Source organism: Kribbella qitaiheensis (assembly GCF_042657745.1).
Taxonomy (GTDB): Bacteria; Actinomycetota; Actinomycetes; order Propionibacteriales; family Kribbellaceae; genus Kribbella; species Kribbella qitaiheensis.
Genome location: NZ_JBHSKE010000006.1, coordinates 500,887 through 527,698, shown reverse-complemented (window position 1 = coordinate 527,698; position 26,812 = coordinate 500,887). Strand labels below are relative to the sequence as shown.

General features: G+C 68.5%; 29 protein-coding genes. 12 read left to right on the top strand and 17 right to left on the bottom strand.

The genetic code is table 11. The features are described from left to right. Positions 1 to 31 precede the first annotated feature (31 nt). The 6 genes from ACFPJ1_RS07000 to ACFPJ1_RS06975 form a co-directional block, all read right to left on the bottom strand. Positions 32 to 856 (bottom strand): ABC transporter permease, encoded by an 825-nt coding sequence (locus ACFPJ1_RS07000; RefSeq protein ID WP_380102204.1) that lies wholly within the window; start codon positions 854 to 856, stop codon positions 32 to 34. Then, positions 856 to 1,866 (bottom strand): ATP-binding cassette domain-containing protein, encoded by a 1,011-nt coding sequence (locus ACFPJ1_RS06995; RefSeq protein WP_380102203.1) that lies wholly within the window; start codon positions 1,864 to 1,866, stop codon positions 856 to 858. The genes ACFPJ1_RS07000 and ACFPJ1_RS06995 overlap by 1 nt, the downstream gene beginning before the upstream one ends. A gap of 151 nt (positions 1,867 to 2,017) precedes the next feature. Further along, positions 2,018 to 2,749 (bottom strand): PadR family transcriptional regulator, encoded by a 732-nt coding sequence (locus ACFPJ1_RS06990; protein ID WP_380102202.1) that lies wholly within the window; start codon positions 2,747 to 2,749, stop codon positions 2,018 to 2,020. Positions 2,750 to 2,843: 94 nt separating this feature from the next. After that, entirely contained in the window at positions 2,844 to 3,356 is a 513-nt protein-coding gene (locus tag ACFPJ1_RS06985; RefSeq protein ID WP_380102201.1) for a GNAT family N-acetyltransferase, read from the bottom strand. A 61-nt stretch (positions 3,357 to 3,417) separates the two neighbouring features. After that, the gene (locus ACFPJ1_RS06980) at positions 3,418 to 4,509 is read right to left on the bottom strand and encodes an adenosine deaminase (RefSeq protein WP_380102199.1); all 1,092 of its coding nucleotides are present in this window, start codon (positions 4,507 to 4,509) and stop codon (positions 3,418 to 3,420) included. Positions 4,510 to 4,973: 464 nt separating this feature from the next. After that, positions 4,974 to 5,435 carry a nitroreductase family deazaflavin-dependent oxidoreductase gene (locus ACFPJ1_RS06975; protein WP_380102198.1) on the bottom strand — a complete coding sequence of 154 codons (462 nt, stop codon included), beginning with the start codon at positions 5,433 to 5,435 and terminating at the stop codon, positions 4,974 to 4,976. Positions 5,436 to 5,557: 122 nt separating this feature from the next. Between ACFPJ1_RS06975 and ACFPJ1_RS06970 the strand changes: the two genes are divergently transcribed. Beyond that, complete coding sequence (locus ACFPJ1_RS06970; protein ID WP_380102197.1) at positions 5,558 to 6,259, top strand: TetR/AcrR family transcriptional regulator; 702 nt, start codon at positions 5,558 to 5,560, stop codon at positions 6,257 to 6,259. Between the two features lie 10 nt (positions 6,260 to 6,269). Here the strand turns inward: ACFPJ1_RS06970 and aat are convergent, their stop codons facing one another. After that, positions 6,270 to 6,935 (bottom strand): leucyl/phenylalanyl-tRNA--protein transferase, encoded by a 666-nt coding sequence (gene aat, locus ACFPJ1_RS06965; RefSeq protein WP_380102196.1) that lies wholly within the window; start codon positions 6,933 to 6,935, stop codon positions 6,270 to 6,272. 224 nt (positions 6,936 to 7,159) lie between these two features. Between aat and ACFPJ1_RS06960 the strand changes: the two genes are divergently transcribed. The 3 genes from ACFPJ1_RS06960 to ACFPJ1_RS06950 are packed head-to-tail and all read left to right on the top strand — an operon-like array spanning position 7,160 to position 9,110. Further along, the gene (locus ACFPJ1_RS06960; RefSeq protein WP_380102195.1) at positions 7,160 to 7,855 is read left to right on the top strand and encodes an EcsC family protein; all 696 of its coding nucleotides are present in this window, start codon (positions 7,160 to 7,162) and stop codon (positions 7,853 to 7,855) included. Continuing rightward, positions 7,856 to 8,242, top strand: coding sequence for a VOC family protein (locus ACFPJ1_RS06955; RefSeq protein ID WP_380102194.1), 387 nt, complete (start codon positions 7,856 to 7,858; stop codon positions 8,240 to 8,242). Between the two features lie 31 nt (positions 8,243 to 8,273). Next, the gene (locus tag ACFPJ1_RS06950) at positions 8,274 to 9,110 is read left to right on the top strand and encodes a helix-turn-helix transcriptional regulator (RefSeq protein WP_380102193.1); all 837 of its coding nucleotides are present in this window, start codon (positions 8,274 to 8,276) and stop codon (positions 9,108 to 9,110) included. A 179-nt stretch (positions 9,111 to 9,289) separates the two neighbouring features. Here the strand turns inward: ACFPJ1_RS06950 and ACFPJ1_RS06945 are convergent, their stop codons facing one another. Together ACFPJ1_RS06945 and ACFPJ1_RS06940 are read right to left on the bottom strand one after the other, a co-directional pair. Continuing rightward, positions 9,290 to 10,933 carry a 13E12 repeat family protein gene (locus ACFPJ1_RS06945; protein WP_380102191.1) on the bottom strand — a complete coding sequence of 548 codons (1,644 nt, stop codon included), beginning with the start codon at positions 10,931 to 10,933 and terminating at the stop codon, positions 9,290 to 9,292. Positions 10,934 to 11,075: 142 nt separating this feature from the next. Next, positions 11,076 to 12,002: a hydroxymethylglutaryl-CoA lyase gene (locus ACFPJ1_RS06940; protein WP_380102189.1), complete on the bottom strand. Its 927-nt coding sequence runs from the start codon at positions 12,000 to 12,002 to the stop codon at positions 11,076 to 11,078. A gap of 95 nt (positions 12,003 to 12,097) precedes the next feature. Here ACFPJ1_RS06940 and ACFPJ1_RS06935 point away from each other — a divergent pair, with 95 nt between their 5' ends. After that, positions 12,098 to 12,742 (top strand): GNAT family N-acetyltransferase, encoded by a 645-nt coding sequence (locus ACFPJ1_RS06935; RefSeq protein WP_380102188.1) that lies wholly within the window; start codon positions 12,098 to 12,100, stop codon positions 12,740 to 12,742. 124 nt (positions 12,743 to 12,866) lie between these two features. On the opposite strand, the gene ACFPJ1_RS06930 is transcribed toward ACFPJ1_RS06935, so the two are convergent. From ACFPJ1_RS06930 to ACFPJ1_RS06920, 3 genes are all read right to left on the bottom strand, one after another. Beyond that, complete coding sequence (locus tag ACFPJ1_RS06930) at positions 12,867 to 13,652, bottom strand: metallophosphoesterase family protein (protein ID WP_380102186.1); 786 nt, start codon at positions 13,650 to 13,652, stop codon at positions 12,867 to 12,869. A gap of 120 nt (positions 13,653 to 13,772) precedes the next feature. Continuing rightward, entirely contained in the window at positions 13,773 to 15,041 is a 1,269-nt protein-coding gene (locus ACFPJ1_RS06925; RefSeq protein WP_380102184.1) for a type IV secretion system protein, read from the bottom strand. Further along, positions 15,041 to 15,853: a DUF8175 domain-containg protein gene (locus tag ACFPJ1_RS06920; protein ID WP_380102182.1), complete on the bottom strand. Its 813-nt coding sequence runs from the start codon at positions 15,851 to 15,853 to the stop codon at positions 15,041 to 15,043. The genes ACFPJ1_RS06925 and ACFPJ1_RS06920 overlap by 1 nt, the downstream gene beginning before the upstream one ends. Before the next feature lie 186 nt (positions 15,854 to 16,039). Here ACFPJ1_RS06920 and ACFPJ1_RS06915 point away from each other — a divergent pair, with 186 nt between their 5' ends. Both ACFPJ1_RS06915 and ACFPJ1_RS06910 read left to right on the top strand, forming a co-directional pair. Then, complete coding sequence (locus ACFPJ1_RS06915; protein ID WP_380102179.1) at positions 16,040 to 16,582, top strand: MarR family winged helix-turn-helix transcriptional regulator; 543 nt, start codon at positions 16,040 to 16,042, stop codon at positions 16,580 to 16,582. A gap of 137 nt (positions 16,583 to 16,719) precedes the next feature. Beyond that, positions 16,720 to 18,240, top strand: a complete 1,521-nt coding sequence (locus tag ACFPJ1_RS06910; RefSeq protein WP_380102177.1) for a molybdopterin-dependent oxidoreductase — start codon at positions 16,720 to 16,722, stop codon at positions 18,238 to 18,240. A 4-nt stretch (positions 18,241 to 18,244) separates the two neighbouring features. On the opposite strand, the gene ACFPJ1_RS06905 is transcribed toward ACFPJ1_RS06910, so the two are convergent. After that, positions 18,245 to 18,751, bottom strand: coding sequence for a TetR/AcrR family transcriptional regulator (locus tag ACFPJ1_RS06905; protein WP_380102175.1), 507 nt, complete (start codon positions 18,749 to 18,751; stop codon positions 18,245 to 18,247). A gap of 161 nt (positions 18,752 to 18,912) precedes the next feature. Here ACFPJ1_RS06905 and ACFPJ1_RS06900 point away from each other — a divergent pair, with 161 nt between their 5' ends. Continuing rightward, positions 18,913 to 19,323, top strand: a complete 411-nt coding sequence (locus ACFPJ1_RS06900; RefSeq protein ID WP_380102173.1) for a hypothetical protein — start codon at positions 18,913 to 18,915, stop codon at positions 19,321 to 19,323. Between the two features lie 349 nt (positions 19,324 to 19,672). Here ACFPJ1_RS06900 and ACFPJ1_RS06895 read toward each other — a convergent pair whose 3' ends face one another. The 3 genes from ACFPJ1_RS06895 to ACFPJ1_RS06885 are packed head-to-tail and all read right to left on the bottom strand — an operon-like array spanning position 19,673 to position 22,604. Next, positions 19,673 to 20,929, bottom strand: a complete 1,257-nt coding sequence (locus ACFPJ1_RS06895; RefSeq protein WP_380102171.1) for a neutral/alkaline non-lysosomal ceramidase N-terminal domain-containing protein — start codon at positions 20,927 to 20,929, stop codon at positions 19,673 to 19,675. A gap of 42 nt (positions 20,930 to 20,971) precedes the next feature. After that, on the bottom strand, positions 20,972 to 21,682 hold the full coding sequence (locus ACFPJ1_RS06890; protein WP_380102169.1) for an N-acetylmannosamine-6-phosphate 2-epimerase: 711 nt from the start codon (positions 21,680 to 21,682) through the stop codon (positions 20,972 to 20,974). Beyond that, positions 21,675 to 22,604, bottom strand: a complete 930-nt coding sequence (locus ACFPJ1_RS06885) for an N-acetylglucosamine kinase (RefSeq protein WP_380102167.1) — start codon at positions 22,602 to 22,604, stop codon at positions 21,675 to 21,677. Before ACFPJ1_RS06885 ends, ACFPJ1_RS06890 begins: the two co-directional genes overlap by 8 nt. Positions 22,605 to 22,772: 168 nt before the next feature. On the opposite strand from ACFPJ1_RS06885, the gene ACFPJ1_RS06880 reads away from it, so the two are divergent. The 3 genes from ACFPJ1_RS06880 (at position 22,773) to ACFPJ1_RS06870 (ending at position 24,782) form a co-directional block, all read left to right on the top strand. Beyond that, positions 22,773 to 23,603 (top strand): LLM class flavin-dependent oxidoreductase, encoded by an 831-nt coding sequence (locus ACFPJ1_RS06880; protein WP_380102165.1) that lies wholly within the window; start codon positions 22,773 to 22,775, stop codon positions 23,601 to 23,603. A 53-nt stretch (positions 23,604 to 23,656) separates the two neighbouring features. Next, positions 23,657 to 24,106 (top strand): SRPBCC family protein, encoded by a 450-nt coding sequence (locus ACFPJ1_RS06875; protein ID WP_380102163.1) that lies wholly within the window; start codon positions 23,657 to 23,659, stop codon positions 24,104 to 24,106. A gap of 223 nt (positions 24,107 to 24,329) precedes the next feature. Continuing rightward, on the top strand, positions 24,330 to 24,782 hold the full coding sequence (locus tag ACFPJ1_RS06870) for a MarR family winged helix-turn-helix transcriptional regulator (protein WP_380102161.1): 453 nt from the start codon (positions 24,330 to 24,332) through the stop codon (positions 24,780 to 24,782). A gap of 19 nt (positions 24,783 to 24,801) precedes the next feature. On the opposite strand, the gene ACFPJ1_RS06865 is transcribed toward ACFPJ1_RS06870, so the two are convergent. Next, on the bottom strand, positions 24,802 to 25,542 hold the full coding sequence (locus ACFPJ1_RS06865) for a GntR family transcriptional regulator (RefSeq protein ID WP_380102159.1): 741 nt from the start codon (positions 25,540 to 25,542) through the stop codon (positions 24,802 to 24,804). Between the two features lie 110 nt (positions 25,543 to 25,652). Between ACFPJ1_RS06865 and ACFPJ1_RS06860 the strand changes: the two genes are divergently transcribed. After that, complete coding sequence (locus ACFPJ1_RS06860; RefSeq protein ID WP_380102157.1) at positions 25,653 to 26,804, top strand: FAD-dependent monooxygenase; 1,152 nt, start codon at positions 25,653 to 25,655, stop codon at positions 26,802 to 26,804. Positions 26,805 to 26,812 lie beyond the last annotated feature (8 nt).

The following is a 26,812-nucleotide window of genomic DNA, read 5'->3' as shown; positions in this document are numbered from 1 at the left end:
CGGAGTACGACGGGAGGGCCCGGGTCGGCTTTCAGACCGAGCGTTGGTAGGTGCGGAAGGCTCGGGTGGAGAGGTAGCCGACTATGAGGGTGAAGGCGGCGAGGTAGAGGCCGTGGCGGGTTACTGAGGACCAGTCCGGGTCGGCTGAGAGGGCTTCGCGGGCGGCTACGGCGGCCCAGTCGACGGGGTTGTAGCGGGCTGCGACCTGAACCCAGTGGGGGGCCAGTTCCAGGTCCAGCATGATCGAGGACAGGAACGTGAGCGGCAGCGAGACGAACTGGAAGATCCCGATCAGGGCCTCCTGCTGGCGGGTCAGCAGGGCGACCGCGTTCGAGAGCGACCCGAACGCCGTGCCGACGAGCATCGACGCCACGATCGTGACCAGGTAGCCGACTGCGCCCCCGTCGTACCGGGCGCCGGCGGCGATGCCGATCGCGAACACAATGACGGTCTGGATCACCGTGGTGGTCCCGTTGCTGATCAGCTGGCCCGCCATCAGCGCGCCCCGGCGGACCGGTGAGGTCAGCATCCGGTCCATCACGCCGCGCTCCATGTCGGCGATGAAGGTGGTACCGGCCCAGCCGCTCGTCATCAACGCCGTCATCATGACGATGCCCGGCGTCAGGAACGCGATGTACGACGAGTCGCCGAAGCCCGGGAGAGCCACCACGCCCTTGAACAGCTGGCCGAACAGCAACAACCAGATGGCAGGTTGCACCAACGTGAAGGCGATCAGAGCAGGCGACCTGTACTGCGCCCGCAACCAGCGCCCGGTGATGTAGCCCGTGTGACTGACCAACCCACCCCGGCGGGCGGTTCCGGCAGTCCTTGCGGGGTTCGCGGTGATCGTGGCCATCAGGCGGCCCTCCCCTCATCCTGTCCGGCTGTGTTCTCGGCCGCCCGGAACGAGCGACCCGTGTACTGCAGGTAGACGTCGTCCAGCGACGGCCGCGAAACCGTCACCGCGGTGACCGGAATCGCCTTCTCCTCAAGGGCTCCCAGTACTGCGGGCACCGCCGTGGCGCCGCGATCCACCCGGGCCCGCAAGGTGTTGCCGTCGACAACGATCTCCCCGATGCCGGGAAGTCGCGCGAGCATCCGGCGAACGTTGCCGTCGACATCGGAATCGACGAGTTCCACCTGGACGGAATCACCGCGGAGTTCGGCTTTCAGCGCCTCGGGCGTGCCCTCGGCGACGACCTTGCCGTGGTCGACGATGGCCAGCTGGTCGGCGAGGCGGTCCGCCTCTTCCAGGTAGTGCGTGGTCAGCAGCACGGTGAGACCTTCGGTCCCGGAGAGCCGCTCGACCTCATTCCACAGATCCGCGCGAGCCTCTGGATCGAGCCCGGTGGTCGGTTCGTCCAGGAAGAGCACCCGCGGCCGGTGGACCAGGCCGAGGGCGACGTCCAGCTTGCGCTGCATTCCACCCGAGTAGGTGCGGACCTGGCGACCGCCCGCCTCGGTCAGGTCGAACCGCTCGAGCAGTTCGGCGGACCGACGTACAGCCTCTTGTCGCGACAGGCCGTAGATCCGGCCGCCCAGTACGAGGTTCTCGACGCCGGTCGCCATCGGGTCGGAGCTGGACTTCTGCGGTACGTATCCGATCGCTAGGCGGACGTCGTTCTGCTGTCGGACCACGTCGAACCCGGCGACCCGCGCTGTACCGGAATCCGCCCGGGACAAGGTGGTCAGGATCTTGACGGTGGTGGACTTGCCGGCGCCGTTCGGACCGAGCAGACCGAGTACGACGCCCTCCGGTACGGCGAAGGTGAGTCCGTCGAGGGCCCGCAGCGGCGGCTTCTTCCGCCCGGCAGGGTAGGTCTTGACCAGGTCGGACGCCTCGAGGGCATGACTGGTTGATGGCATGGTGATGTGACTCCTCTTGATGGGTGAGGAGTCGATCCACGGCGGCCTGGCTATCCTGATGGTTGCGCCTTGGGTGCCAGGTCCTCAGGGACCGACTCGAGGAACTGCGGCCCTTGACCCGGGTGTTGCCGCACCCTGGTCGGGGGCCGTCCTACTTTGGTTCTGGCGTTGATTCTGACTTTGGTTCTGGCGGGCCTTCTGGAGGCATTGCCTGCATCCAGGTGAACTCCTCCCCGAAGTACTTGAGCGGATCCTTGAAGAGGTCGGCCGGCTTGATCCCTTGGGCCTCCACCAGTTCGTAGCCCTTGCGCCAGAACGTGCTGCCTTCGAGCTCCTCCGAGCGGATCTCTTTCGCCAGTTGGCGAACGAAGTCGGCCTGCGTCTTCAGCAACGCCAGCCGGAGCTCGGACTCGACCCAGAAGACACGGGGGAACTTGATCGCCTCCATCGAGGCGTGCGCCGCCTCGACCTCCGCGATCTCCGCCTCGAGCGCGACGATCCGCTGGTCCAGCAACTCGACTACCCGGCCCGGCGGGAAGGCCGGCAGGTACGCGAGCCCGGCCTCCAGTTGGCTGAACTCCTTCTCCGGTGTGCCGAGCAGCTCGGTCAGCCAGTCCTGGAATTCCAGCCGGCCGGCTTCGGTGATGTCGTACACGGTCCGCTCCGGGCGATTGCCGTCGCGCAGGGTCTCGACCGCCTCGATGAAGCCGTGCTTCTCGAGCGCCGCCACGACCGAGTAGAGCGAGCCGTAGTTGAGCTTGATGCTCATGTCCTTGCCACGGGTCTTCAACATCGTGGAGATCTCGTACGGGTGCATCGGCCGCTCGCTGAGACTGCCCAGCACGGCGAACGCCAGCGGGTTCGCCACCTTGCGCTTGACCACCGCAGCCCACCTCCTCGATCTCGATTACTCGAAATCGAGTATTAGCTCCCGTGTATCCGATGTCAAGTATTCAGGACGAACCTGTGCGACTCGGTCAGACAGGGCGCTCGAAGAGAAGTTCCAGGCCGTCTTCCTCGTCCCATTGCTCGCCGGCCTCCAGGAAGCCGAAGCCGGCGATGGTGGCGAGCGAGGCAGCGTTCGTGGGACTGATCGACGCCCGCACGGTGTGTACTTCAGGCTTACTTGCGGCCAGTTCCAGCAAGGCGGTGACGATCGCCCGCGCGTAGCCCTGCCGCCGGTACTGCGGGTCGACGGTGTAGCCGATCTCCACCATCCCGGCCGCGTCCGGTGGTCCGTGGAACCCGGCGTAGCCCACGACGCCCGGTTCGGAGAGCACGAGCTTGGCGAGCCAGCCGATGCTGGAGGGATCCGCGGCCATCTGGTCGACGCGGTACTGCCAGAGCCACTTGGCGGCATCCGTCAGGAAGGCGTCGCCGAGCTCGTACCCGGTCTCCGCCCGCGCGGCCGCGAGATCGTCGGCGAGCAACGCGCGCATCGCAGTACTGGTCAGCTCGACGAAGCGGACCGATTTCGTGGAGGTAGTCATCCCCGCCATCATCCGGCCGGGGACCCCGCCCGGCGACCGATTATCGGGCCAGTACCTCGGCTTAACGGGCCAGGGCTTCGGCGTACCACGGTTTGATGGTGTTCTCGATGATGGCGAGGCGTTCGTCGAAGGGGAGGAACGCCGACTTCATCGCGTTGATCGCGAACCAGCGGAAGTCGCTCAGGCCGTAGTCGAACGCCTCGGCGAGCAAGGCCAGCTCACGGCTCATCGACGTACCGCTCATCAACCGGTTGTCCGTGTTCACCGTGACGCGGAACTTCAGTTGGGCGAGCAGGCCGATCGGGTGCTGCGCGATCGAGTCGGCCGCGCCGGTCTGCAGGTTGCTGCTCGGGCACATCTCCAGCGGGATCCGCGCGTCCCGCACGTACGCCGCGAGCCGGCCGAGCTCGACCTTTCCTTCCAGGTCCTGGAGATCGACGGACTCGTCGTACGTGATGTCGTCAATGATCCGCACGCCGTGGCCGAGGCGGTCAGCGCCGCACCACTGGATCGCCTGCCAGATGGACGGGAGTCCGAACGCCTCGCCGGCGTGGATGGTGAAGTGGGCGTTCTCGCGCTGGAGGTACTCGAAGGCGTCGAGGTGGCGGGTAGGCGGGTAACCGGCCTCGGCGCCGGCGATGTCGAAGCCGACGACACCCACGTCGCGGTAGGCGACAGCCAGCTCGGCGATCTCCATCGACCGGGCGCGGTGCCGCATCGCGGTCAGCAACTGCCTCGCGACGATCGGGCGCTCGGCGTTCGCCATCCCGTGCTCGAAACCCTCGCGAACCGCGTCCACCACCTGCTCGAGAGTCAGTCCGCGGGTGAGGTGCTGCTCGGGCGCGTACCGGATCTCCGCGTAGACGACGCCGTCCGCGGCCAGATCCTGCACGCACTCACTGGCCACCCGGGTGATCGCCTCGGCGTTCTGCATCACCGCGACGGTGTGGTCGAACGTCTCCAGATACCGCTCGAGCGACCCGGAATCCGCCGACTCCACAAACCACAGCGCCAACTCACCGGCATCCTGCCGCGGCAACCGGTGCCCGATCTCCCCCGCCAGCTCCACGATCGTCCCCGGCCGCAACCCACCATCCAGATGATCGTGCAACAAAACCTTGGGCGCCGCCGTCAACTCCTCCGGACTAATCATCCAGCCATCCTGCCAGCACCAAGCATTTGTGCAACGCACCGTTGCACGATTGCCATGCCCCCTCCGCCGAGGCTTCAAATGAGCACGGCTTGAGCGACTCCACAGAGAAGCCTGAACTGACCGTTCTCTCGCCGACTCGGTGGCGAAGTCGACCTTGATCAGGCCGCCCGCTCCGCCGGTCCGGTGATCTGCGACCTCGCGAAGGAATTCTGCAAGCGCCGCTTGCAGAAATGCCGCACTGATTCGGGGCTGGTGTTCCGAGCTCGCGCCTCTTGAGGCGTCCAGCCTGACGTGGAGCTAGGTACCGAGCCGCGCTCGGGGACTTTGCTGCGCAGTGGCTCGATCACCTGGCGCCTGTATCCGGTGGGGACATGCGGGACCACCCTGTTTGGAGCCGCGACGGAGGAGCGGCGACTCCACGGGCGGGCGGGAGCGGCGACGGAGGAGCGGTGAGGGCGGAGTACTCAGATCGCGTGGATTTTGAAGACGGGGAAGCCGGGGGCTACGTGGAGGAGGGCTTCGGTGGGGGAGTCGGCGCGGACGTCGTCGCCGAAGAAGGCGCCTACTTCCCAGGCCCACTTCTTGAGGTAGGCGCGGAGGATCTCGGGCTTGTCGGGGTCGGCCAGTTCCTCGGCGCGGAAGTTCTCGGTGCGGCGGCCGATGGTGAGGCGGCCCTCGGTGTTCACGCGGAGGTTGCGGACCCACTGGGTGTGGCCGCGCGGGGCGACGAGGTAGCGCTGGCCGTCAACGGTCAGCACGTTGACCGGGGTACTGCGCCACTCGCCGCTCTTGCGACCGCGGACCGACAGCAGCCGGCTGCCCATCAGGCTGATGCCGACCTTCGCCAGCCGGCCGACGGTCTTGTTCAGCAGTGCTCCACTGCGTCCGCCGACGGTGACCAGTCGCTTGTCGTTGTACTCCTGCATCAGGATCGCCTCCCAGTTTGCGAGAGCGGTGCTCTCTGTTGTGACCAGTGAACACCGGCACGCACAACATGTCAAGAGCACTGCTCTCGATTTAGTCCGGTGCTCATGGCAGACTGACCGCCATGAACGCAGGACGAACCGCCCGCGACCGTGCCCGGGCCGAGCTGACGCGGGAGATCAAGGACGCCGCCCGCCGCCAACTGGCCGCCGAGGGGGCCGAGCGGCTCTCACTCCGGGCCGTCTCCCGCGAGCTCGGCATGGTCTCGTCTGCCCTGTACCGGTACTTCCCCAGCCGCGACGACCTGCTCACCGCGCTGATCATCGACGCGTACGACGCGCTCGGGGCGAAGGCGGAAGCCGCGGCCAAGGACCAGGACGATCCGCGTACGGCGTGGCTCGCGGTCTGCCGTGCGGTCCGGGAATGGGCGGTCGCGCATCCGCACGAGTACGCGTTGATCTACGGCTCGCCCGTCGCCGGGTACAAGGCGCCCGAGAGCACGATCCAGCCGGCCGGACGGGTCGCGGTCGTGCTGCTCGGGATACTCACCCGCGCCCAGGACACCGGAGCACTGGTTGCTCCTGCTGAGGCGCCGGAACCGCTGGGGTTGCTCGCGGAGCAGCTCGGCGTGTTCAAGGAGATGGCGCCCGGAGTACCGCCGAAGGTGCTGGTGCGGACGGTGATCGCGTGGACGCAGCTGTTCGGGATGATCAGCTTCGAGCTGTTCGGTCAGCTGGTCGGCACGATGGATCCTGCGGACGAGTTCTTCCAGCAAGCCACGGGCCAGCTCGCCGACTTCATCGGACTCGCCCAGGAGCTCGACTGAAGGCAGGAGCTCAGCTGAAGGCGTCCGGGAGCGGGAGGGTGAGGGCGCGTTCGACCCGGCGGATGTACTGCTCGCGGGGGATCGCGACGGCGCCGAGGGTGGCCAGGTGGTCCGTCACCCACTGGATGTCGAGCACCCGGTCGGCGGCGTACTTGTCGTTGAGCAGTTCCACCAGCCCGGCGACGGCCGCCTTCGACCCGTCGGTCTTGTGGTGGAACATCGACTCCCCGGCGAACAACCCGCCGATCGCCACGCCGTACAGGCCGCCCGCGAGCTCGTCGCCGTCCCAGGCCTCGACCGAGTGGACCCAGCCCATCCGGTGCAGCCGGGTGTACGACGCGATGATGTCCGCGTCGATCCACGAACCCGGCCGGCTGGGATCGGCGCAGGCGCGAATCACCTGGTCGAAGGCGGTGTTGACCCGGATCTCGAAGCGCTGCCGGGCCCGGCGCAGCGACCGCGACGGCGCGTACCCGTCGATCTCGATCACGCCGCGGTCGACCGGCGACCACCAGAGCAGCGGTCCATGGCTGTCAGGCATCGGGAACAGCCCTCGCCTGTACGCCGCGAGCACCGTGCCTGGCTCGAGGTCAGCCCCAGCCGCGACAACATCGCTGGGACCGGCGACCGCGACCGGCGGGAAGTCCCACACGGAGGCAGGTGGTTCGACAGGCACCCCACCATCCTGACCTACGCCCCGAACAACCAAACGCCGGGCAGCCCGTCGCTGCTTCCGCTGGACGGTGGTCTCGGCCGAGCTTGTCGGCCCAGCTTCTCGGCACGGTGGGGGACTGGCCGGGGTTTCTCCCGAGTGGCGCGCGCTGGGCAGCCACGTAGAGTTGAAGTGCCGCACCCGCCGCCGGAACCCCGGGGCGGGTGCCCGAGTTGTGAAGGAGTGCTGTGGCCGGAGTAGCCAGGTTCGTCGCCAGCAGTCTCGCGCCAGCCGCGCAGCGGTTCGCCCCGCAGGCCGCGGCGGGTGTGCTCCGTCAGGTCCTCGAGATCGCGATCGACGGCTATCAGCGGTTCCCGGGCGCGGAGAAGGTCGCCGAGCGCCAACTGTCCAAGAACGGCAACGACGCGCAACTCGCGATCGACGCCGTGATCGACCAGCACATCCGATTGGCCGGGGTGCAGGGCTTCGTCACCAGCATCGGCGGACTCGTCACGCTGCCGGTCGCGCTGCCCGCGAACCTGACCGGCCTCGCCGTCGTGCAGGCCCGGATGATCGCCGCGGTCGCGCACCTGCGCGGTTACGACCTCGACGATCCACGAGTCCGGACTGCGGTGATCACCTGCATGCTGGGCGAGGAAGGTGTCGACGACCGGCTGAAGAAGTCGAGCCTGCCGACGTCACCGCTGGCGATCGCGACCGCGCCGGTGTTCGACCCGGAGCTCGACCGGCTCGTCTCCGGCGAGGTCGTCGGCGAACTGATCGCCCGGATCTCCGGCAAGCGGATGGGCCTGATGGTGACCCGGCGAGTCCCGCTGCTCGGCGGTGCGGTTGCGGCCGGCGTGGACGGCTGGTCGACGTACCGGGTCGGTCAGTACGCCGACAAGAGCCTGGTGCGGCGGATCCCGCGGCCGATCGAGCAGTAGATGGTCGCGCCGTTCTGGGGGCCGACGCTGGACTGTCCGGAGCCTCGCGGGCTGGCCGAGTTCTACCAGCGGGTCTGCGGTGGCGAGATCACCGTCGACAGCGAGACGTTCGTGGAGCTGCGGTGCGACGGGTTCAGCCTCGGGTTCCAGCGGGATCTGAACTACCGCGAGCCGACCTGGCCCGAGCCCCGCGTACCGCAGCAGTGCCACCTCGACTTCAAGACGGCCGACCTGGACGCCGAAGAGGCCCAGGTGCTCGCGGCCGGCGCCACGAAGACCGCAGTACAGCCTGCGCCGTCGGTTTTCCGCGTGTTCCTCGATCCGGCCGGGCATCCGTTCTGCCTGACCACCTGGGGTACGCCGGCCGGGCCCACGGAATCCCGGTGAAACTGTCGGTGGTGCGTGTCAGCATGGCTGGATGAGTACGCGAAGGGCTGAGCTCGGGGAGTTCCTCAAGGCGCGCCGCGCCCAGGTGACCCCCGAGGCTGTCGGCCTGCCGCCGGGCGGACGACGCCGTACTCCGGGCCTGCGGCGCGAGGAGCTCGCCCAGCTCGCCGGGGTCGGGGTGACCTGGTACACCTGGCTCGAGCAGGGCCGCCCGATCAACGTGAGCGGCCAGGTGCTCGACGCCGTCGCGGCAACGCTGCGGCTGAGTGAACCCGAGCGGGCGCACCTCTATCGTCTGGCCGAGGCGACAACGGTGCGGCCGAAGCCCCGCGAGTGCGCGAACGAGCTGGTGCTGACCGAGATCCTGGATGCGCTCGATCCCCTGCCGGCGGTGATCACGAACACCCGCTTCGACATCATCCAGCCGAACCAGGCGTTCAGCGATCTCTTCCACGACTGGCACACGCTGCCCTGCGTCCACAAGAACCTGCTCTGGTGCCTCGTCACCGAGCCCCTCGCGCGGGAGCAGTTGCTGAACTACGAGGACGAGGTCCCGTACCTCGTCGCCCGGCTCAGATCGGCGTATGGGGAACACATCGGCGATCCCGACTGGGAGACCGACCTCGCCCGGCTCCGCAAGCTGAGTCCCGAGTTCGACGAGCTGTGGTCGAAGCACGAGGTGGCCGAATGCAGCCCGCGCCCCCGCCACGTCGTCCACCCGATCGCCGGCGAGCTCCACTTCACCGTCACCGAGCTCTCGGTGCCGGCCCACCCCGACCTGGTTCTCTTCGTGGAGACTCCCGCCGACGAGCTCACTCGCGAGCGGCTGCCGCTGACGCGCCGGGAACCAGTAGTGGCCGAGGCGTGACCCAACTGCTCAGCAGCATGAGCTTCTCCGCCGATGGCGATCGCGTCGCGGCGCTGTAGATGATCAACGAGAGGTCTTGATCCGCGGGTGGCACGAGCGACTCGTAGTTGATCGAGAAGCTGGACTTCCGCGTGCTGCAGGAGTGGCCGTACGGCGATCCCGGCGCCGGGCCAGGTAGGTCATGCGTCGTCGGTTACTGGGTGGGTGCCGGTGTGGTCGACGCGGAACTTGAAGCCGTGCTTGGTGGTCCATTGCAGGGCTCCGTCGTGGAGGCGGTGGACTGTCCAGTGGCCGTGGGTTTTGACCCGGTGGCTGTAGCGCCGTAGCGGGGTGAGGTTGGTGGTGCTGGTTTGGCGTGGTGGTCGGTTGGCGTTGAAGTTGTAGGGCTGGATGTGGTCGAGGTCGGTGCTGTTGGTGGTTTCGGCGGTGCCGTAGGGGAATTGTTCGACGGGGTGGGTGAGTTTGATGTGTTCGCGGATGCGGCGGGGGATTTCGTAGGCGTCGACGCTGATCTTCTTGTTGAGGTCGATGACGGGCTTGACCACGATCTGGTCGTGGCCGAGGAGTTCTTCCAGGCGGGTGGCCAGGACGGGGCCGAAGCGTTCGACGCGGGTGATGCCGCCGCCGGCGAACAGGGTCTGGTCGGTGATGTGCACGTAGAGCGTCGTCCGGGCCGGCTTGCGCCCGCTGCCGCTGCCGGTGTCCCTGCCGTTGCCTCGGGTGTGGTTGCTGTAGGCGCCTTGTTTGATGGCGGCTAGTTTCTGGGCGAGCTCGCGGCGTGCGGCAGCATCCATCCCCGCGCCGGGTGCTTCGCCCGAGCCGGTGTGGTCCCGGTGATTGTTGCTGCTGCCGGTGCTGTGGGCAGGCGCTGAAGGTGGTTCGGAGAGTAGGTCGAAGGTCGGCTCGCTGGGATGTGGCCCATCACGGTCTGCTTCATCGTCCGGACCCGGCTCGCCATGCAGCCCGTCCTCGCGCTGAGCGTTCTCGAACTGGTCACCCTCACGTCGGTCGTCCCATGCCTTGGGTGCCGGGACAGGCGCAACTGGTGTTCGGGTGGGAGTGTTGGTGAGGTGGTGGGTGACGGCGAGGAGTTCGCGGGCTAGGTCTGGGTCGGCGAGGATGCCGATGGCTTTGGCGCGGCGTTGGTCGAGGGGGTCGGTGTCGCCGAGGTCGGCGAGGGCGTCAGCGACCTGGGCGAGGGTGGTGTTGAGGCGGATGATGTCGCCGGTGGCGGCCTTGACGTACAACGTGGTGGTGCCGTGTTCGTCGGTGCGGCCGGGCCAGACGCCGCGTTCCTTGGCCTTGGCCTCGGCGGCGGCTTGGGCGGCTTCGGGGTCGGCTCGCCACAGGGCGGCGCGGACGATGTTGGCGATCCGGTGCGGGGTGACGGTGTCGACGATGTCGGCGAGTTCGGCGTCGACGATCGCGGCGGCCTGTTCGGACAGGTTGAGGCAGGCGGTGGCGATGGTGCAGGCTTTCCAAGCGGTAGCGTGCTCGGAGCGGACCTGGGCCCAGATCCGGGGGAGCCGGTGGCGCAGCGCGAGGGCCTGGCCGAAGAACGCGGCCGCGGAGCCGGTCGAGCGGCCGATCACGGCGCCGAACTCGGCGACGGCGAACTCGGCCACCGCCGGGCAGCCCGGCCCGCCGTACACGACGCCGCGTTCTCCACCAGGGACGCTCTGGTGTCCGGGCAGGGTGGCCGGGTCAGGATGAAGGTCGGCGAAGTGCAGGGCCAGTTCGAGCAGCTCGACATCGGTGCGGTTGCGTTGCGCGTGGAGTTGTGCGGCCGAGGTGAGCGTCTCGGCCGCACTGAGCTCAGTCACACCGCAGGCGAACATGTGTTCGATACTACTGTGACTGAGAGATGCTGCGCAAACCGCTAGAGTGCCGGATCACCTTATCCACAAGGGGAAACGTCACATCATTCGAACGTGCCGAGGCTGGTAGTTCAGCTCGAACCCAATGTCAGCCGGCGAGGGCTTGGACTACTCGGCTGGCGGAGGGTTTGCCTAGTTGGGTGGACATCCAGGCGCTGGTGGTGACCAGCTTCTCGAGGTCGACGCCGGTCTGGATCCCGAGGCCGTCGAGCTGCCAGACGAGGTCCTCGGTGGCGAGGTTGCCAGTCGCGCTCTCGGCGTACGGGCAGCCGCCGAGCCCGCCCGCGGAGCTGTCGACAGTGGTGACGCCTTCGCGGAGCGCGGTGAGGGTGTTGGCGAGCGCCTGGCCGTAGGTGTCATGGAAGTGCACTGCCAGCTTGTCCACACCCACGCCAGCGGCGGTGAAGGCGTGGATCAGCGCGATCACCTGCCCCGGGGTCGCGACGCCGATCGTGTCGCCGAGGGAGAGTTCGTGGCAGCCGAGCTCGACCAGGCGCGCGCCGACCTTGACCACCTGGTCGATCGGTACGTCGCCCTCCCACGGGTCGCCGTAACACATCGAGACGTAACCGCGGACCGTCAATCCCTGCGCCAACGCCCGCTCTACCGTCGGGGCGAACATGGCGAACTGGTCGTCCACGGTCGAGTTCAGGTTCTTCGCCGCGAAGGTCTCGGTCGCGCTCGCGAAGATCGCGATCTCACTGACCCCGGCCTCGAGGGCACGGTCCAGACCGCGTTCGTTCGGGACGAGGACCGGGGCGCGAACGCCCACGGGGAGATCCAGCATGCTCAGCAGTTCGGCGGCGTCAGCGAGCTGCGGCACCCACTTCGGGTGCACGAAGCTGGTGGTCTCGACGGTCGTCAGCCCGGCGTCGACCAGCCTGCGGATGAACTCCGCCTTCACTGTCACGTCGACGATCGCGTCCTCGTTCTGCAGCCCGTCCCGGGGTCCGACCTCGTAGATCGTCACCCGCTCGGGCAGCCCCTCGGCCCCGACCCGCTCCGGCTTCCGCATGTCTGCCTCCCTGTCCACTTGCCTCGTGGCGGGACCGCTTCGTGGGCGGATCCGCCGTCTGAGCCCGCGAGGGTTCTCCTCCACAATGGCTCGTGATGACAACTCTGGCTGACATTCTGCGCGGCATCGAACGCGGCGTCTTCCCCGCCCCGGACCTGAGCGTCACGGTCGTCCCGGCGCCGTCCGACCGGGAGAGCTGCGTCGTCGCGTTCACCGGCCACATCGTGGTCGCCGCCGACGTCGACCCCGCCTGGGTCGCCGAACGCATTCCGCCCGGAGATCTCTCGGCGCCCCTCAACCCGCCCTTCCTGTCAGCACTCGAGCAACTGACCGGCCGCCGGGTGAACGCGATCGACGCGATGCTGCTCGCGCCTGCGCTGGTCGATCCCGTCGAGCGGGCTGCCGCGGTCGATGGGCTCACGGAACTGACGGACCATGAGCACCCGCGGGTCGAGCGAGCCTGGCGGTACCGCGACGACGTGCACGTGTACGCCGATTCGTACGGCGGGCTGGTCCTCACCGGAGTCGGCCTGGCCGGTCGCCTCGAGTGCGCCCTGGAGGTCCCGGAAGGCGAACGCGGCAAGGGCCACGGCCGTCGCCTCGCCCGAGCAGCCCGCGCCCTCCTCCCACCGGCCGCCCATATCTGGGCCCAGGTAACCCCCGGCAACGCCGCGTCCACCCGAACCTTCCTAGCCGCCGGCTACCAACCCATAGGCTCAGAAGCCCTCCTCGTCCGCTAACCCAGCAAGTCGTCCGCAACCCCGGCACAACGTCCGCTGGCCGCGCACCACCGACGAACAGCCCGCCGCCCCACACAGCCGGGCGCGTAGTACCGCGGCGACGGCTGGCTGCAGTACGCGCGGCTTAGTGGGGTGGGCGGTGGTAGGTAGGTGGGATGTTGGAGTAGAAGTCGCCTCGGTAGATGCCGTGGAGGATTTCGTTTTCGTAGCCGTCGAGGTCGGGCATGCCGAGGTCGCGGGCGATCTCCAGCTCCGCGGCGGCGTCGTACGGGACGCGGACGAACTGGATCGAGAACGGGGCCGGGTCGGGGGTGTCGGGGACACCTTCGAGGATGACGTAGACCGGGGTGGGGTCGCTCATGCTGTTGCCGACACTGCCAGTGTTGAACAGGGTGCGGCCGCCGAGGTCGACCTCGTAGAAGGCGTCGTGGGTGTCGCCGTAGCCGACCACGTTCGGGATCGGGCCGTCGCCGGTGGCCTCAGTGTTCTCGAACATGCCGAGGAACTCCCGCTCGTCGTGATCGAACCGGACCCGCCGGTGCACGGTCGTCTCCGACGCGTGGAAGAGGCGGATCTGCCGGCCGCTCAGCACGAAGTCGTGGCAGAACGGGAGAGCGCGCAACCAGGTCCACTGGTCCTCGCGGAGTTCCTTCTTCCACCAGCGCAGGGCCTCGTTGTCGAACTCGCGGTCGGGGTTGGGCAGGAAGTCGTCCCAGTTGCCGAGGATGTTCACCTCGCAGAGTTGTTGGCACCGATCCACCACTTCACTGCCCCGCGGGCCCTTGCCCACGTAGTCGCCGAGATTGAAGATCCGCTCGATCCCCCTCGCCTCGATATCCGCGAGCACGGCCTCCAGCGCGGTCAGATTCCCATGTACATCCGAGATCAACGCAATCCGCTCCAGCCCCATGAACTCATCCTCACATCGCCCCCAGGTCAGCCCGCACGGATAGTTGGTGGGGCTGGGCGGTCTCGGGGGTGGTGGCTGCAGGTCGGCGTGTGCGGGACAGGTGTTGTCGGGTGGGGTTGGCTACTTGCTGCCCTTTGGGCCTGTTGGTTCGGGGGTGCGAGTGGTTGAGGAGGAGTTCTTGCGGGAGCCGCCCCAGCCTCGGCCGCCTGAGGTGCTGGAGGCGCTGCTTGAGGAACCGCCGCCGGATTCGCCGGCTGAGTGGGATGCTGCGGCGGCTAGGGCTCCGCCGGCCTTTTTGGCGCCGGTTACTGCTGCGCCGGCTGCGGCTAGGCCGCCGCTTGCCGCTACGCCGATTGCGCCGGAGGCGCTCTTGCTGCCGCCACCACCGCCACCGCCGCCGCCTGAGGAGGACGAGCGGCCACCGAAGGCGGAGCGGCCGATGGAGACGGCGCCGGAGGCTGCGCCGCCTGGGTCTGCTACTCCGCTGCCCATGCCTGAGCTGCCGCCGGAGACGGCGGCTGTCAGGGGTACGGCGAATCGCAGGAGGGCGGGTAGGGCGAAGACGGCGAGGAGCATCATCATCAGGCCGGTCAGCGCTTGGACCAGGCCGTTGCCCGACTGGTTCGTCATGCCGGCCTGGTTCATCTTCATCGCCGCGGCGTAGACGAACGCGGCCGCGGGTTTGTAGGCGATGAAGGCCAACGCCCAGCCGCAGTACTTCTTGAACCAGGCCTTGCCGACCTCGGTGTTCGTCGCTGCCGCCGCGATCGGGAAGGTCCCGGCCAGCAGGACGAGCATCGCCGAGCGGATCAGCATGAGCACGACCTGGATCACGGCCGCGAAGAACACCGCGACCCCGAGGAACATCGCCGCCAACAGCGGAAGCTGGTTGGTCGCGGCCTGCGTTCCACCCTTCACCACCATCGCGCCCAGGGCCAGGTGGAACTGCTGGTTCTTCGGAGTCGCGCTCTGCACCACCTCCATCGCGAACTCGTCGGACAAGGCGACCAGCAGTTGCAGGAAGGCTGTCCCGGCAGTGGCGACCAGGACGAACAACATCGTTGCCTTGAGCAACTCTCGGAGTGGTTCGCCGCGCTGTTCCCAGGCCATCCGCAGGCCCGCCGCCAGGATGGCGAAGGTGAAGATCGCGCCCGACACCGCGAGAGCGTGGCCGTGGAGGAATTCGATCGACCCGCTGGCGGCAGTGCCGGTGTCCGAATGCTGCGGGTCCAGGGTCGGGCTGTCGATCTTCATCCAGAACGTGGCGACCGCCTGCAGGCCGGCCGATGCCAGCTCACCGATCTTGGTGGCCAGCGCGTCGAACTGCCCGCTGACGATCGACTGGAAGCCTTCCTTGATCGAGCAGCCGATCTCGAACTTGCCGCACATCAGATACCACTCCAGGCCACGAAACCGTCCAGGTCACGGCGCTGGGCGAAGGGCGCGCCGACCGGTTCGCCGGCCGGTGGAGGCACTACTCGCCAGTCGCCGTCGTACCAGGCGAGGGTGAGGGTCGCGCTGACGAACGCCGTCTCGACCGGCATCGCGAGCATCACCGTCGCGCGATCGCGGCCGGCGTCGAGCACCCGGTAGCCGACGGGCTGAGCCGAGTCTGAACTGTCGCTCACCGGCTCGGACCGCAGTTCCTTGACCAAGGCGTCGGTGTTGGGCCCCGGGAGCATCAGCTTGCCGGCCGTCGCGACCGCCTTGCGTTGGTCGGCCATCGCACCGATCGCGTTGTACGCCGCGAAGACCGCGCCGGTCGGCGAGTGCGCGAAGCACCGGCGGAAACCGTCGGCATCAACCTTGGCGGGTCCGTAAGCGGCCGAGCGCGGGACCACCACCCGGCGAGTGACCTCCCAGCCGTCGACAGCAGGTGCCGAGGCCGGGATCGCCTGGTCGCCGTCGGGCAGCCCGCACCTGCTCGCAGTACCGGCTGCGGGCGCACCAGTGGTGCCGCCCTCCGAAGGACCGCCGAGCGTCGCCGCTCCGCCAGGCGTGGCTGGTCCCGCAGGTGTCGCTGGTCCAGAAGCAAGAGGGGCGGCCGAGGCTGGCAACGATGCCGGGGTGGGTGTGGAGGAGGCGTCTGATGTGAGGCCCGTGATGATGAGCAGACTGCCGCAGGCCAGAATGGCTCCGATCACGATGCACGCGGCGACGAACCCCCGGCCGAAGGGTGACTGGTCCTCGTTCTCGCTCATCGGATCCCTGCTTTCCCCGCTGGTTTCGCTGACGGGGAAAGCCTGGCAAAGATCGGCCGACCGCCGCGGAAGTTATCCACAGGCAGGCCGGAGTCACGCTCAATCTGCCATCGATCGCGTCTCGACCTGTAGCCGAAAGATCACCCCGTGTAGCGAAGTGACCGGGTCAGCTAATAGAGTCCGCGCATGACCATCGCGCCTTCGCTTTGCTCGCCCCTAGCGCTCGCCGATGCAGAACCCACTCATGTCGCCGAACCCTGGGAAAGCGACGTGATCAGCGCGTACGGCCTGCTGCGTGAAGCAGCGGCCGAACTCGATCACCTGATGCGCCATTCCCTCAAGCGCAGTGGTCTGCAAATGGCAATGTTCGAACTGTTGCTGCGGCTTGCCCGCAGCCACGGGGAGAAGCAGCGTCTCACCTCACTCGCCCGGGAGTTGACCGTCACCACCGGCGGCATCACCCGGCTGGTCGACCGTGCGGAGAACCTCGGCCTGGTGCGCCGGGAGCCTTGTCCCGACGACGCCCGCGGGTCGTTCGCGGTTCTCACGGAGGAGGGCAAGCGGCGGTTGCGCGAAGCGCTGCCGGACCACCTCCTGGAGATCGACAGCCTGTGGATGTCCCAGTTGGCCGACGAGCGGGAACTTGTGCTCGGCCGGCTCCGCCGGGTCCGGGACAACGCCCGTCGCTGGCCCAACGGCCGGCCCAGCCTCGGCCCCATCACCCGCTGACCGGCCCGACCACGGGCCGATCGGAGCTGCCGTCCTGCCCCAGCGCCGAGGCATGACCTGAAAAATACCTGTTACCTGGTACTAACGGTTGCGGTGCCCGGCTGGTGTCGGGCACCCGACCGAGCAATTGTTGAGAGGTGAACGAACCTCGGCCCCGGCGCCTGCCCCTCATCCGCGCAGCGATCGGTGGCATCCTCGCCGCACTCGCGGGACTCGCGGCGGGTAGCGTGGCCGCCGCGCTCCTCGGTACACAGCAGACGCCGGTGGTCGCGATCGGCTCGGCTTTCATCGACCGGGTCCCGCCGTGGCTGAAGGACCTCGCGATCTCCCTCTTCGGGACGCACGACAAGACCGCCCTGAAGACCGGCATCCTGATCGTCCTCCTCGCGCTGGCCGCTGTCGGTGGCATTCTCGCCGTACGCCGGTACTGGGCGGGCGCGATCATCGTGATCGTCCTGGCCGGGGTGGCCGTGATCGCCGCGGCGACGCGTCCCGACGCCGGGCAGACCGGGTTCGTCCCCTCGTTCGTCGCGGGGATCGTCGCCCTTCTCGTCCTGAAGTTGTTCTCCAACCGGCTCGCTGATCTCGGCGGCCCCGAGGAGGACGGCGTCAGCCGGCGCGGGTTCCTCCAGCTCACGGCAGGTGTCGCCCTCGGCACCGTCGCGGTGGGCGCCCTCGGCAGGCTCGTCGGTGGGCGCCGCACCGCCGTGACGGATGCCCGGTCGGCCCTCTCCCTGCCGAAGCCGCCCAGCCTGGCGCCGCCGGCCGGAGTACAGGCTGCCGGCGCGACGCCGTGGGCTACGCCGAACGACGAGTTCTACCGGATCGACACCGCGTTGTCCGTACCGCTGATCCAGCCGAAGGACTGGAAGCTGCGGATCCACGGCATGGTCGAGCGCGAGATCGAGCTGAACTTCGACGACCTACTGAAGCGCCAGGTCATCCACAAGTGGGTCACGCTGGCCTGTGTGAGCAACGAGGTCGGCGGCGACCTGATCGGCAACGCGCTCTGGTCCGGAGTACTGCTGAAGGACCTGCTCACCGAGGCCGGGCCCTCGAAGGACGCGGACGCGATCAAGTCCACCTCGAAGGACGGCTTCACCGCCGGTACTCCGCTGAGCACGCTGCTGGACAATCGTCAGTCCATGCTCGCGTTCGCGATGAACGGGCAGCCGTTGCCCTTGGAGCACGGGTTCCCGGTGCGGATCGTCGTACCGGGCCTGTACGGGTACGTGTCGGCGACGAAGTGGCTGGTGGATATCGAGGTGACCCGGTTCGACCAGTTCCAGGGGTACTGGACGCCCCGCGGGTGGGACGAGCTCGGGCCGATCAAGCTGTCGTCGCGGATCGACGTACCGCGGTCGAAGGCGTCGGGTGGTCAGGTCACCGTCGCCGGGGTCGCGTGGGACCAGCACGTCGGGGTGTCCAAGGTCGAGGTCCGCGTTGATGGGGGCCCTTGGCAACAAGCGACCCTCGCCACGGACGCGTCGATCGACACCTGGCGGCAGTGGCACTGGAGCTGGAACGCGCAGCGCGGCAACCACGTCCTGCAGGTCCGCGCGTTCGACGCCAAGGGCAACCCGCAGATCGAGGCGCAGGCTCCGCCCGCCCCGAACGGCTCCACCGGCCTGCACACGGTCAACATCAAGGTGGGCTGACGCTTTAGCTGCTGACGGTCTCCAGGATCATCGGCAGGAAGGTGTGCTCGAGCGAGCCGGCCGGGACCTTCGCCGGCTCCAGCAGGTACTGCGAGCGCGCGCCCTCGTGCAGCGCCATCACCAGGCGGACGAACTGCTCGGGGGGCACGGACAGCCGTAGGTTGCTCGCGGCGGTGATCTCCTCGACGAGCCGGGTCAGTTGCTCGCGGAACATCGCGCGCTGTTCGTTGAGCGCCCTCGCCGCGTCCGCGTTCCGCAACGCGTCCAGCGTGAACTCCGTCGAGATCAGGTGCCACTGCCGCTGGTCGGGCGCCGCGTCGTCCAGCAACCCCAGTACTGCGTCGAGCAGCGATCCAGGCTGATTCGCAAGATCGGGCAGCAGCGCGCCGATCTGCTCCAGCAGGCGATCCGTGGTCGCCTGGAACATGGCCAGCACGAGTTCGTCCTTGGACCCGAAGTTCGAGTAGAAGGCGCCGCGGGTGAACCCGGCCCGCTCGCAGATGTCCTCCACCGACGCGCCGTGAAAACACGCTCGGCGAACACCTCGAGGGCACCTTCCAGCAGCCAACCCGAACTCGCTTTCTGAGCATCACCCGGGCGTGTGGGCTCCTCGCCGCCACCCCCGCGAGATCGAGAGCTGCTGTGGTGGGGTGGTGGTGCTTACTGTGAAGCATGAGCGGGGACGTGGTTGCTTCGAAGGCGGCCAACTTTTTGGTCGAGGATGCTGCGCTTCGGGATGGGGTGGGGACAGTCTTCGACGTGGCCGGGGTGTCGCAGAAGCCTGTTGATCTGGTGCTTGCCGGGTTCAGGAAGTACTACGGCGGGCTGTGGGTGGGCGGGCGGATCAAGGTGACGGCGAGCGCCATCTCGATCGCACCCAACCTGATGAACCGGGCCGCCCACCACGGACTGACCTCGATCGACGTGCGCCTGACGGACCTCGAGTCAGTCGAGGTGCTGCCGGGGTTCGTCACGAAGATCATTGCGCTCCGTACGCCGGAGCACGTGGTCAAGGTCCGCTGCTACGGTGCGCCCGCCCTAGCCCGGCAGATCCGCGAACTGGCCGCACGGGCAACCGGTTAGTCCGGATCAGGTCCTGAGGTGCCAGGCGGTGGGGGTGGTGACTTGGGACGGGCCGCGAGAGTGATCGTGGAGGGTCCAGCGGTTGGCTTTGAAGCGGAGGATCTCGAGGTTGAAGCCGGTGTGGTGGTTGTAGATCCGGGTGATGACGTCGTTGTGGTGGTTCCAAGTGGGGGAACCTTTGGGGGCGGCGTCGCGGAGGGCGGTTCGACGGCGACTGTGCGTGGGTCGCCGGGCCAACGGGGCAACGTTGTCCAGCCACGGGAGAGGCGGTTCAGGTCGAGGCTGAGGAAATCGCTGCCCTCGGAGACGTAGACGGTGCTGCCGATCCAGGCCTGGCGTGTGCGAAGAGTTAGCGGGTCACTCCGAGGAGCGCGGAGGCCGTGCCGAGCAGGATGTTCGTCGTGGGCTGGTCGAAGAAGGTGATGAGCGCCTCATAGGTACTGCGCTTGGCTGCGTCCGGGTCGACGACGTACCCGTAGTAGCCGTCGGTGTAGCCGATCACCCGCGTGACCGGGTGCGGGCTGTCCGACTGGAGGCAGGCGCCGTGGATGGCGAAGAGTTCGACCGGAAGGTGCACCCAGGCCACGTCGCCCAGGACAACCACGCTGACGGGTAGGTCGAGGTACTCGGGAAGTTCCGCCGCTGACATCAAGGCCTGGCCGCGAGCACCGTCGAGGCGGGTCTGCGCGATCCGGACCGCCGGTTCGTCGAGGCCGCCGTGGATCCCCGCCGCGGCGGTGGCCACCATTGCGGCCGCTTCCGCCGGCGCGGGAAGATCCCGCACCTTCAACCTGGCCGTCGTACGCCGGATGGTCGGGGCGACGGCGGGCAGGTCGAGACCTGGTTCAGCCAGGGCATCGGCGACGCGGGTGGCGAGGAGCCCGCCCAGGCGATCGACCTCTTGCGCACCACGGCCCTGACGGGTGAAGCGGGGGCTCACGTCGCCGGCTGCGCCCTGCAAGAACCCCACGACCACGGAATCCGCGCCCAGAGCCACCCGAGCCGCGCCCGGCCAGTCCGCGGACCAGCGCAGGTTCTCCGGGCCGTAGGTGGTCGGATGGCAGGCGAAGTCGAGCAGCACCGCGGCCAGCGAACCATCGAGCGAGTGCAACGCCAGAACCCCGGCCGTGTTGTCGTGCGGGCCGTTCTTGCGGTGCCGGTTGGTCCCGACACCGACGACCTCCACCGACCGCCACGACGCACGGACCGGCTGCCTCTGTAGCGAGGCCGAGGCGACCGCCGCGACAAGCGGTTCGTACAGCGACGGCTCCCGCGACGCTGGGATCACCGGGTGGATCTGCCCGGCCCACCCGGACGGGCCCGAGTGGGTGTGGGAGGCGCAGACGACGACGGATTCCGGCGGGATTCCCGCAGCCGATGCGGCTGCCGCGGACAACTCTGCGACCAGGGTGGAGCCCACCGCGATCGCGTCCAGACTCAACCACAGCACGCCCGGCGAGTCCGCGGTACTGAGCCAGATCATGGTGGCCCGCAACGGATCCGCAGTACCGGTGGCCATGTCCGCGCGAGCGGCGTACCCATCCAGGCGGTGTCCTGGCGGTGGGGTGACATCGAGGGAGGCCGCGCCCAGCAGTAGCTCGCTCACGTCAACGCTCCAGCAGTCTGTCCGCCGAGGCGGGTGGTGCGCTCATCTGGTCCCCTCGGAAGAGTTTGCTCCTGAGTACCGCGGAATCGATCCGACCAAACGCGCGGTGGTTTCCATCGGATTGGTGATCGCCGTGCCCACGACGACGGCATAGGCGCCTGCTGCGAACGCGGCGCGGACGTCCTCGGGGGTGCGGATCCGGCCCTCGGCTACGACCGGGCAGTCCACCTCGGCGACCAACCGCCGGATCAACTCAATGTCCGGCTCATCCGGTACGGCGTCAGCGGTGTAGCCGGAGAGCGTGGTCGCGACGAGGTCGGCACCGGCCGCGCGGGCCGCCTGTCCTGCCTCGACGCTGTCGCAGTCAGCGAGCACGGGCACGCCGAGTTCGTCGTGGATGCGCTTGATCTGCAGCTCCAACGGGATCCCGTCCGGGCGCGGGCGGAGCGTGGCGTCGAGTGCGATGAGGTCGGCGCCGGCCTCGACGATCCCGACGGCCGACTCGTACGTCGGCGTGATGAACACTCCCGCGGGGTCGCCGACCTTGTTGAGGCCGATGATCGGCAGGTCCGTGACAGCCCTGATCGCCGCCACGTCGGCAGCGCCGTTCGCACGAATCGCACCGGCGCCACCCGCCACGGCAGCGCGGGCCATCAGGGTCATCGGCCCCGGCGCGTTGAACGGATTGCCGGGACCTGCCTGGCAGGACACCACCAGGCAGCCACAGTCGAGGATCGCGGAGCGGTCAGGCATGGTGGGTCACGATCAGCTCGGCATACGGACCCGGCGGACCGCTCGCCAACCGCTGCGCTCCGTCCAGTGAGTTGCCCTCAGCAACTATGAGCTCAGCCCTGCCCGGCAACTTGGCGCGCAGCGGACCCGTCAACTGATCGCCCGCACCGTCGAACAGCCCGCCGACGCACGCGACCGGCACCGGTCCCGCGCCAGCCAACGACCCGACCGCCGCACCGATCGTCTCTGCGAGCTCACTGGCAGCCCGTACGACGATGTCTTGCGCGACCGGGTCCTCCTCGGCGGCGCGACGCAGTACCTCCGGGGCGAAGCGGGCGACGTCATCCACGAGCGTCGGCGACGGGTAGAGCTCGATCGGGTCCAGGTCGGTGTCGGCCAAGGTCGTCGCCGGGCCGCGGCCGTCCCTGGCGCGCTGCACCGCGACCAGCCCGGCCCGGCCGATCGCGAAGGCGCTGCCGGCATCTCCGAAGAGGTAGCCGTGGCCGTCGATCTTGTACCAGGAGCCGTCCCGGTCGATCCCCAGGCAGACCACGCCAGTACCGGCGGCGAGCACGACGCCGTACCGGTCGGGGAGAGCACCGGCGTGGGCGGTGACCATGTCCTGGGTGAGCCTGACCTCCGTGGCCCGCAGAGTCTCGGCGATGCTCTTGGCCAGGATCTCGGCTGTCGGCAGATCCTTCGGGAATCCGGTCAGGCCGAGCGCGGCGACTTCCACCGGTCCGGTGACGCCTGCCTGTTCGGCGGCTGAACGGACGGCGTCGACAGTGGCCTGGATGCTGTTGGCGCTGTGCGTGTAGCCGGGGCCGCTGCCGGTCCTGCCGTCCGGGATAACGCGCACCCTGAGCGCCGACTGCCCACCGTCGAAGGCGAGGCGGATCGGCGCGCGCGCTGCGGGGTCCGCCGAGGGTGGGTGAGCGGTCATGGACGGTGGACCTCTGCCTTCTTGCCAGTACTGATTGGCCTACTCTCGCTCCCCGGACCTCTGCGGGTAAAGCAATCCGAGTAGACCACTTGGTCCCCGTTGTGTGCTCTCTCGATCTTCCCGTGGCAGGCTGACGTCGGACGGTTTCCGATCGTGAGGGCGGGCGGCATGCGGTTCGGGCTCAAGGTGAATCCGGCGGGGTGGGACGACGCGTCGCAGTGGGCCGGTACCGCGGAGGCGGCCGGGTTCGACGGACTGTGGACCGGCGACAACCTGCGGAACCCGCGGGATCCGGCGATCCCGGTGCACGACGGGCCGACCATCATCGCCGGTTGGGCGGCCACGACCACGCGGATCCGGGTCGGGCTGCTGATCGCGAACATGGTGTTCCGGCAGCCGACCGTGCTCGCGAAGCAGGCCACCACGCTGGACCACGTGTCCCGCGGGCGGTTCGACCTCGGGATCGGCTCGGGCGTCTGGCCGACCGACCACGGGATGGCCGGGACCGAGGTGTGGACGGCTCGCGAACGGACGGACCGGCTGGCCGAGTTCGTCGCCGTGGTGGATCGGCTGCTGTCGGGTGACGTGAGCGATCACGCCGGGCCGTACTACCCGTACACGCTGGCCGCGATGACACCAGGCACCGTGCAGGAGCGGTTGCCGCTGATCGTCGCCGCCAACGCGCCTCGCGCACTCGCAGTGGTCGCGGCGCACGGCGACGGCTGGGTGACGTTCCCCGGTGCTGCCGCGGAGGCGGACTTCTACGAGGCATCCATACGGCGTGCCGAGGTGCTCGACTCGCTGCTCGAAGGACGGGAGATCCGCCGGATCCTGCTCGCGTACGGCGAGATCGATCCCTGGGCCTCGGTGGACGGGTTCGCCCGGCTGGTCGACCGCTACCGCGGCATCGGCTTCAACGAACTCGTGCTCTACGCACCGAAGGACCACGAACGCGCCGTCTTCGACAAAGTGGTCGCCCGGCTCGACTCCTACCGGTAGTCGCTCGCCTGCTCCGCTGCTTGGCGGTCTAGCCTCGGTGCGAGGAGGCGAGGATGGCTGTCGACGTGCTGACCGAGATCGTGATCGCGCGACCGGTCGAGGTGGTCGCTCGGTACGTCAGCGATCCGTCCAACGCGCCGGAGTGGTATGCGAACATCGAGTCGGTCGAGTGGCAGACCCCGCCGCCGGTGGCGCTCGGCTCACGGATGGACTTCCTCGCTCATTTCCTGGGGCGACGGTTGGCCTACACCTACGAGATCGTCGAGTTGGAGCCGTTGCAGCGACTGGTGATGCGGACCGCGCAAGGACCGTTCCCGATGGAGACCAGCTACGAGTGGTCCACCGAGGGTGCCGACTCGACCCGGATGAGTCTGCGCAACCGTGGCGAGCCATCCGGTTTCGCAGGTTTGGCCGCGCCCGTGATGGCCGCCGCCATGCGTCGCGCCAACCAGAAGGACCTCGACCGCCTGCGCGAGATTCTCGAGTCGAACTCGCCGCGTTAGCCGGTCGCTCGGGTGCTCAGGATCAGGTCAACGAGGTCGTCCGCCTTCAAACCTCGAGGGACGGCCCACGCCCTGGTGACCCCACGTGCAGGAGCAGCAGGGCCACCTCGCTGGTCGGATCACCCTCGCCGCGGGCGGCAGCGCCGTACAGGCTGGCGTGGATCGGCGGAAGCGCTAGCGTGGGATGGTCAGATTTGGTGACTATTGGCTGTGGAGGTGGCGGGTGGGGAGTCGGGTACGGCGGAGCCAGGAGGACCCGGATCTGGGGGTGTTGGCCGGGCGGTTGTTGTTCGCGGTGCAGGGGGAGTTGTTCGGGGCGCTGGCGGAGCTGGGGTTCGACGATCTGCATCCGCGGCACGGGGCGGTGCTCGCGTACCTGGAGGTCGACGGCATCCGGGCGACCGACTTGGCGCGGCTGTCGGGGCAGCACAAGCAGGTGATCGGGACGATGATCGACGAGCTCGAGACGCTCGGCTATGTCGAGCGTCGGCCGGATCCGGCGGACCGGCGGGCGAAACTGGTCTGCCCGACGGAGCGAGGGCTGGCTCAGATGACCGCGGCCGACAAGGTGATGGCGGCGATGCAGGAGCGGCACGCGCGGCGACTGGGCCGGGAGAAGTACGCCGAGTTCAAGACCACTTTCATCGACGTAGTCGAGCACCAGCGCCGAGGCTAGGAACACTTCGGCGCACGGGTTAGTACCCCTTAGGCCTGGTCTGCGGCGGTGGAGGCATGCGGAGCTCGGCGGTGAAGGCATAGCGGTCACCGCGGTAGACCCCCGACGTGTACTCGAAGACGCGCTCCCGGCGGTCGAAGCTGACGCCGTTGAGGCCGAGGCACGGCTGCGTGGTGGGGATGTCGAGCCAGCCGGCAGTCCTCACATCCGGCATCACCGGCTCGAGCTTCGACGTACCGCTGACCAGTTCGATGCCGTAGCGGCTGGTGAGGAGTTCGTAGAGGGAGCCGTTCAGGTCGGCCGCCTCGATACCGGGCACGTAGCTGTCGGGCAGCGTGGTCCGCTCGACCACCATCGGCAGGTCGTCGGCCAGCCGGAGCCGGGTGAACGTGAGCACCGGATCGCCGACCGGGATCCGCAGTCGCCGGGCGACCGAGCCCTCGGCCTTCTGCCGGCGGAACTCGAGCATCTTGCTGCCGGGCTGCATGCCCCGCCGGCGGATGTCCTCGGAGAAGCCCATCATGCCGAGCCACTTCGCCACCTTCGGGCGGGTGGTGTAGGTGCCGCTGCCGTGCCGGCGGACGAGCAGTTCCTCGATCACCAGTTCGTCCACCGCCCGGCGCAGCGTCATCCGCGCGACGTTCCACCTGGCCGACAATTCGCGCTCGGGCGGCAGGGCGGCGCCCTCGGGCAGGGTGTCGATCAAGGTGAGCAGCAGCGCCCGGATCTCGGCGGCCTTCCCCGGCAGCGAACTGTGCATCCGTCCTGCCTAACACCCGCACGGGTCCACCGGAACCCCTTCCAACTGCACAGACAGGCAATCTCGACCCCTGAGCGTTCTGCCCAGTAGTGAGAAGTAGGGTCCGGAGGATGAGCACCGGGACAGCGCCTTCCACGGCAATCATCGTCGGCGCGGGGATCGGCGGACTGACAGCAGCGGTCGCGCTGCGCCGGATCGGCTGGTCCGTGACCGTGCTGGAACGCGCGCCGATCATCGCCGAGGTAGGTGCCGGCCTGACGCTCTGGCCGAACGCGATCCGTGCCCTCGGCGTACTCGGGCTGGCCGAGGCTGTCGAAGCCCGCGCGGTACCGACCGTCTCCCGCGGCAACCTCCGTACGCCGAGCGGCCGGTGGCTGCGGCACAACCACCCGGACGATGTAGGTGTTCTCGCAGTACACCGGGCTGAGCTGCACGACGTACTGCGGCGTGCGCTGCCGGAGAGTGCCCTGCATACCGACGCCGAGGTGGTATCGATTGCACCCGACGGCAAAGTGATGTGCCGGTGCGCAGGCGAGGAGAGCGAACTGAGCGCCGACCTGGTGATCGCCGCGGACGGCGTGAACAGCGTGTGCCGACGGACTTTGTGGTCGGGCAACCCCGTGTTCCAGGGGCGATCGGTGTGGCGTGGGGTGACGCCGAGTGGTTCGGTCTGGCCGGTCCGGGAGTGCCTGACGCTCGGGCACGGCCAGCAGGTCGGGTTGCTGCCACTGCCGGATGAACGCGTCTACTGGTTCGTCACGCTCAACGCGGACGAGCCGAACAAGGAGTACGCCGATGAGCCGGGCGAGGTGCTCCGCCGGGTCGGTGGCTGGCACGACCCGATTCCCGCGCTGATCCAGGCGACGCCGCCGGATCACGTGCTGCACAACGACATCGTCGACATCGACCCGCTCGACACCTTCGTCAAAGACCGCGTGGTCCTCCTGGGCGACTCCGCCCACGCCATGTCCCCGGACCTGGGCCAGGGCGCCTGCCAAGCCATCGAAGACGCCGTGGTCCTCGCCGCAGCTCTCAACTCCTTCACGGCTGATGACCTGCCGGCGGCGTTGGCGCAGTACGACGCTGAGCGCCGGGCGCGGGTCCAGCCGATGGCTGCGGAGGCGAGGGAGTCGGTCAAGCGGAACTCGAACCCGAGCCGGGTCGCGCACCTCGGCCTCGCGATCGCCGCGCGTCTGATCCCGCCCGCTGCCTGGCGCAAAGCCACCGCCCGCTGGTCCGACTGGAACCCACCCAAGCTCTAGGAGACTCC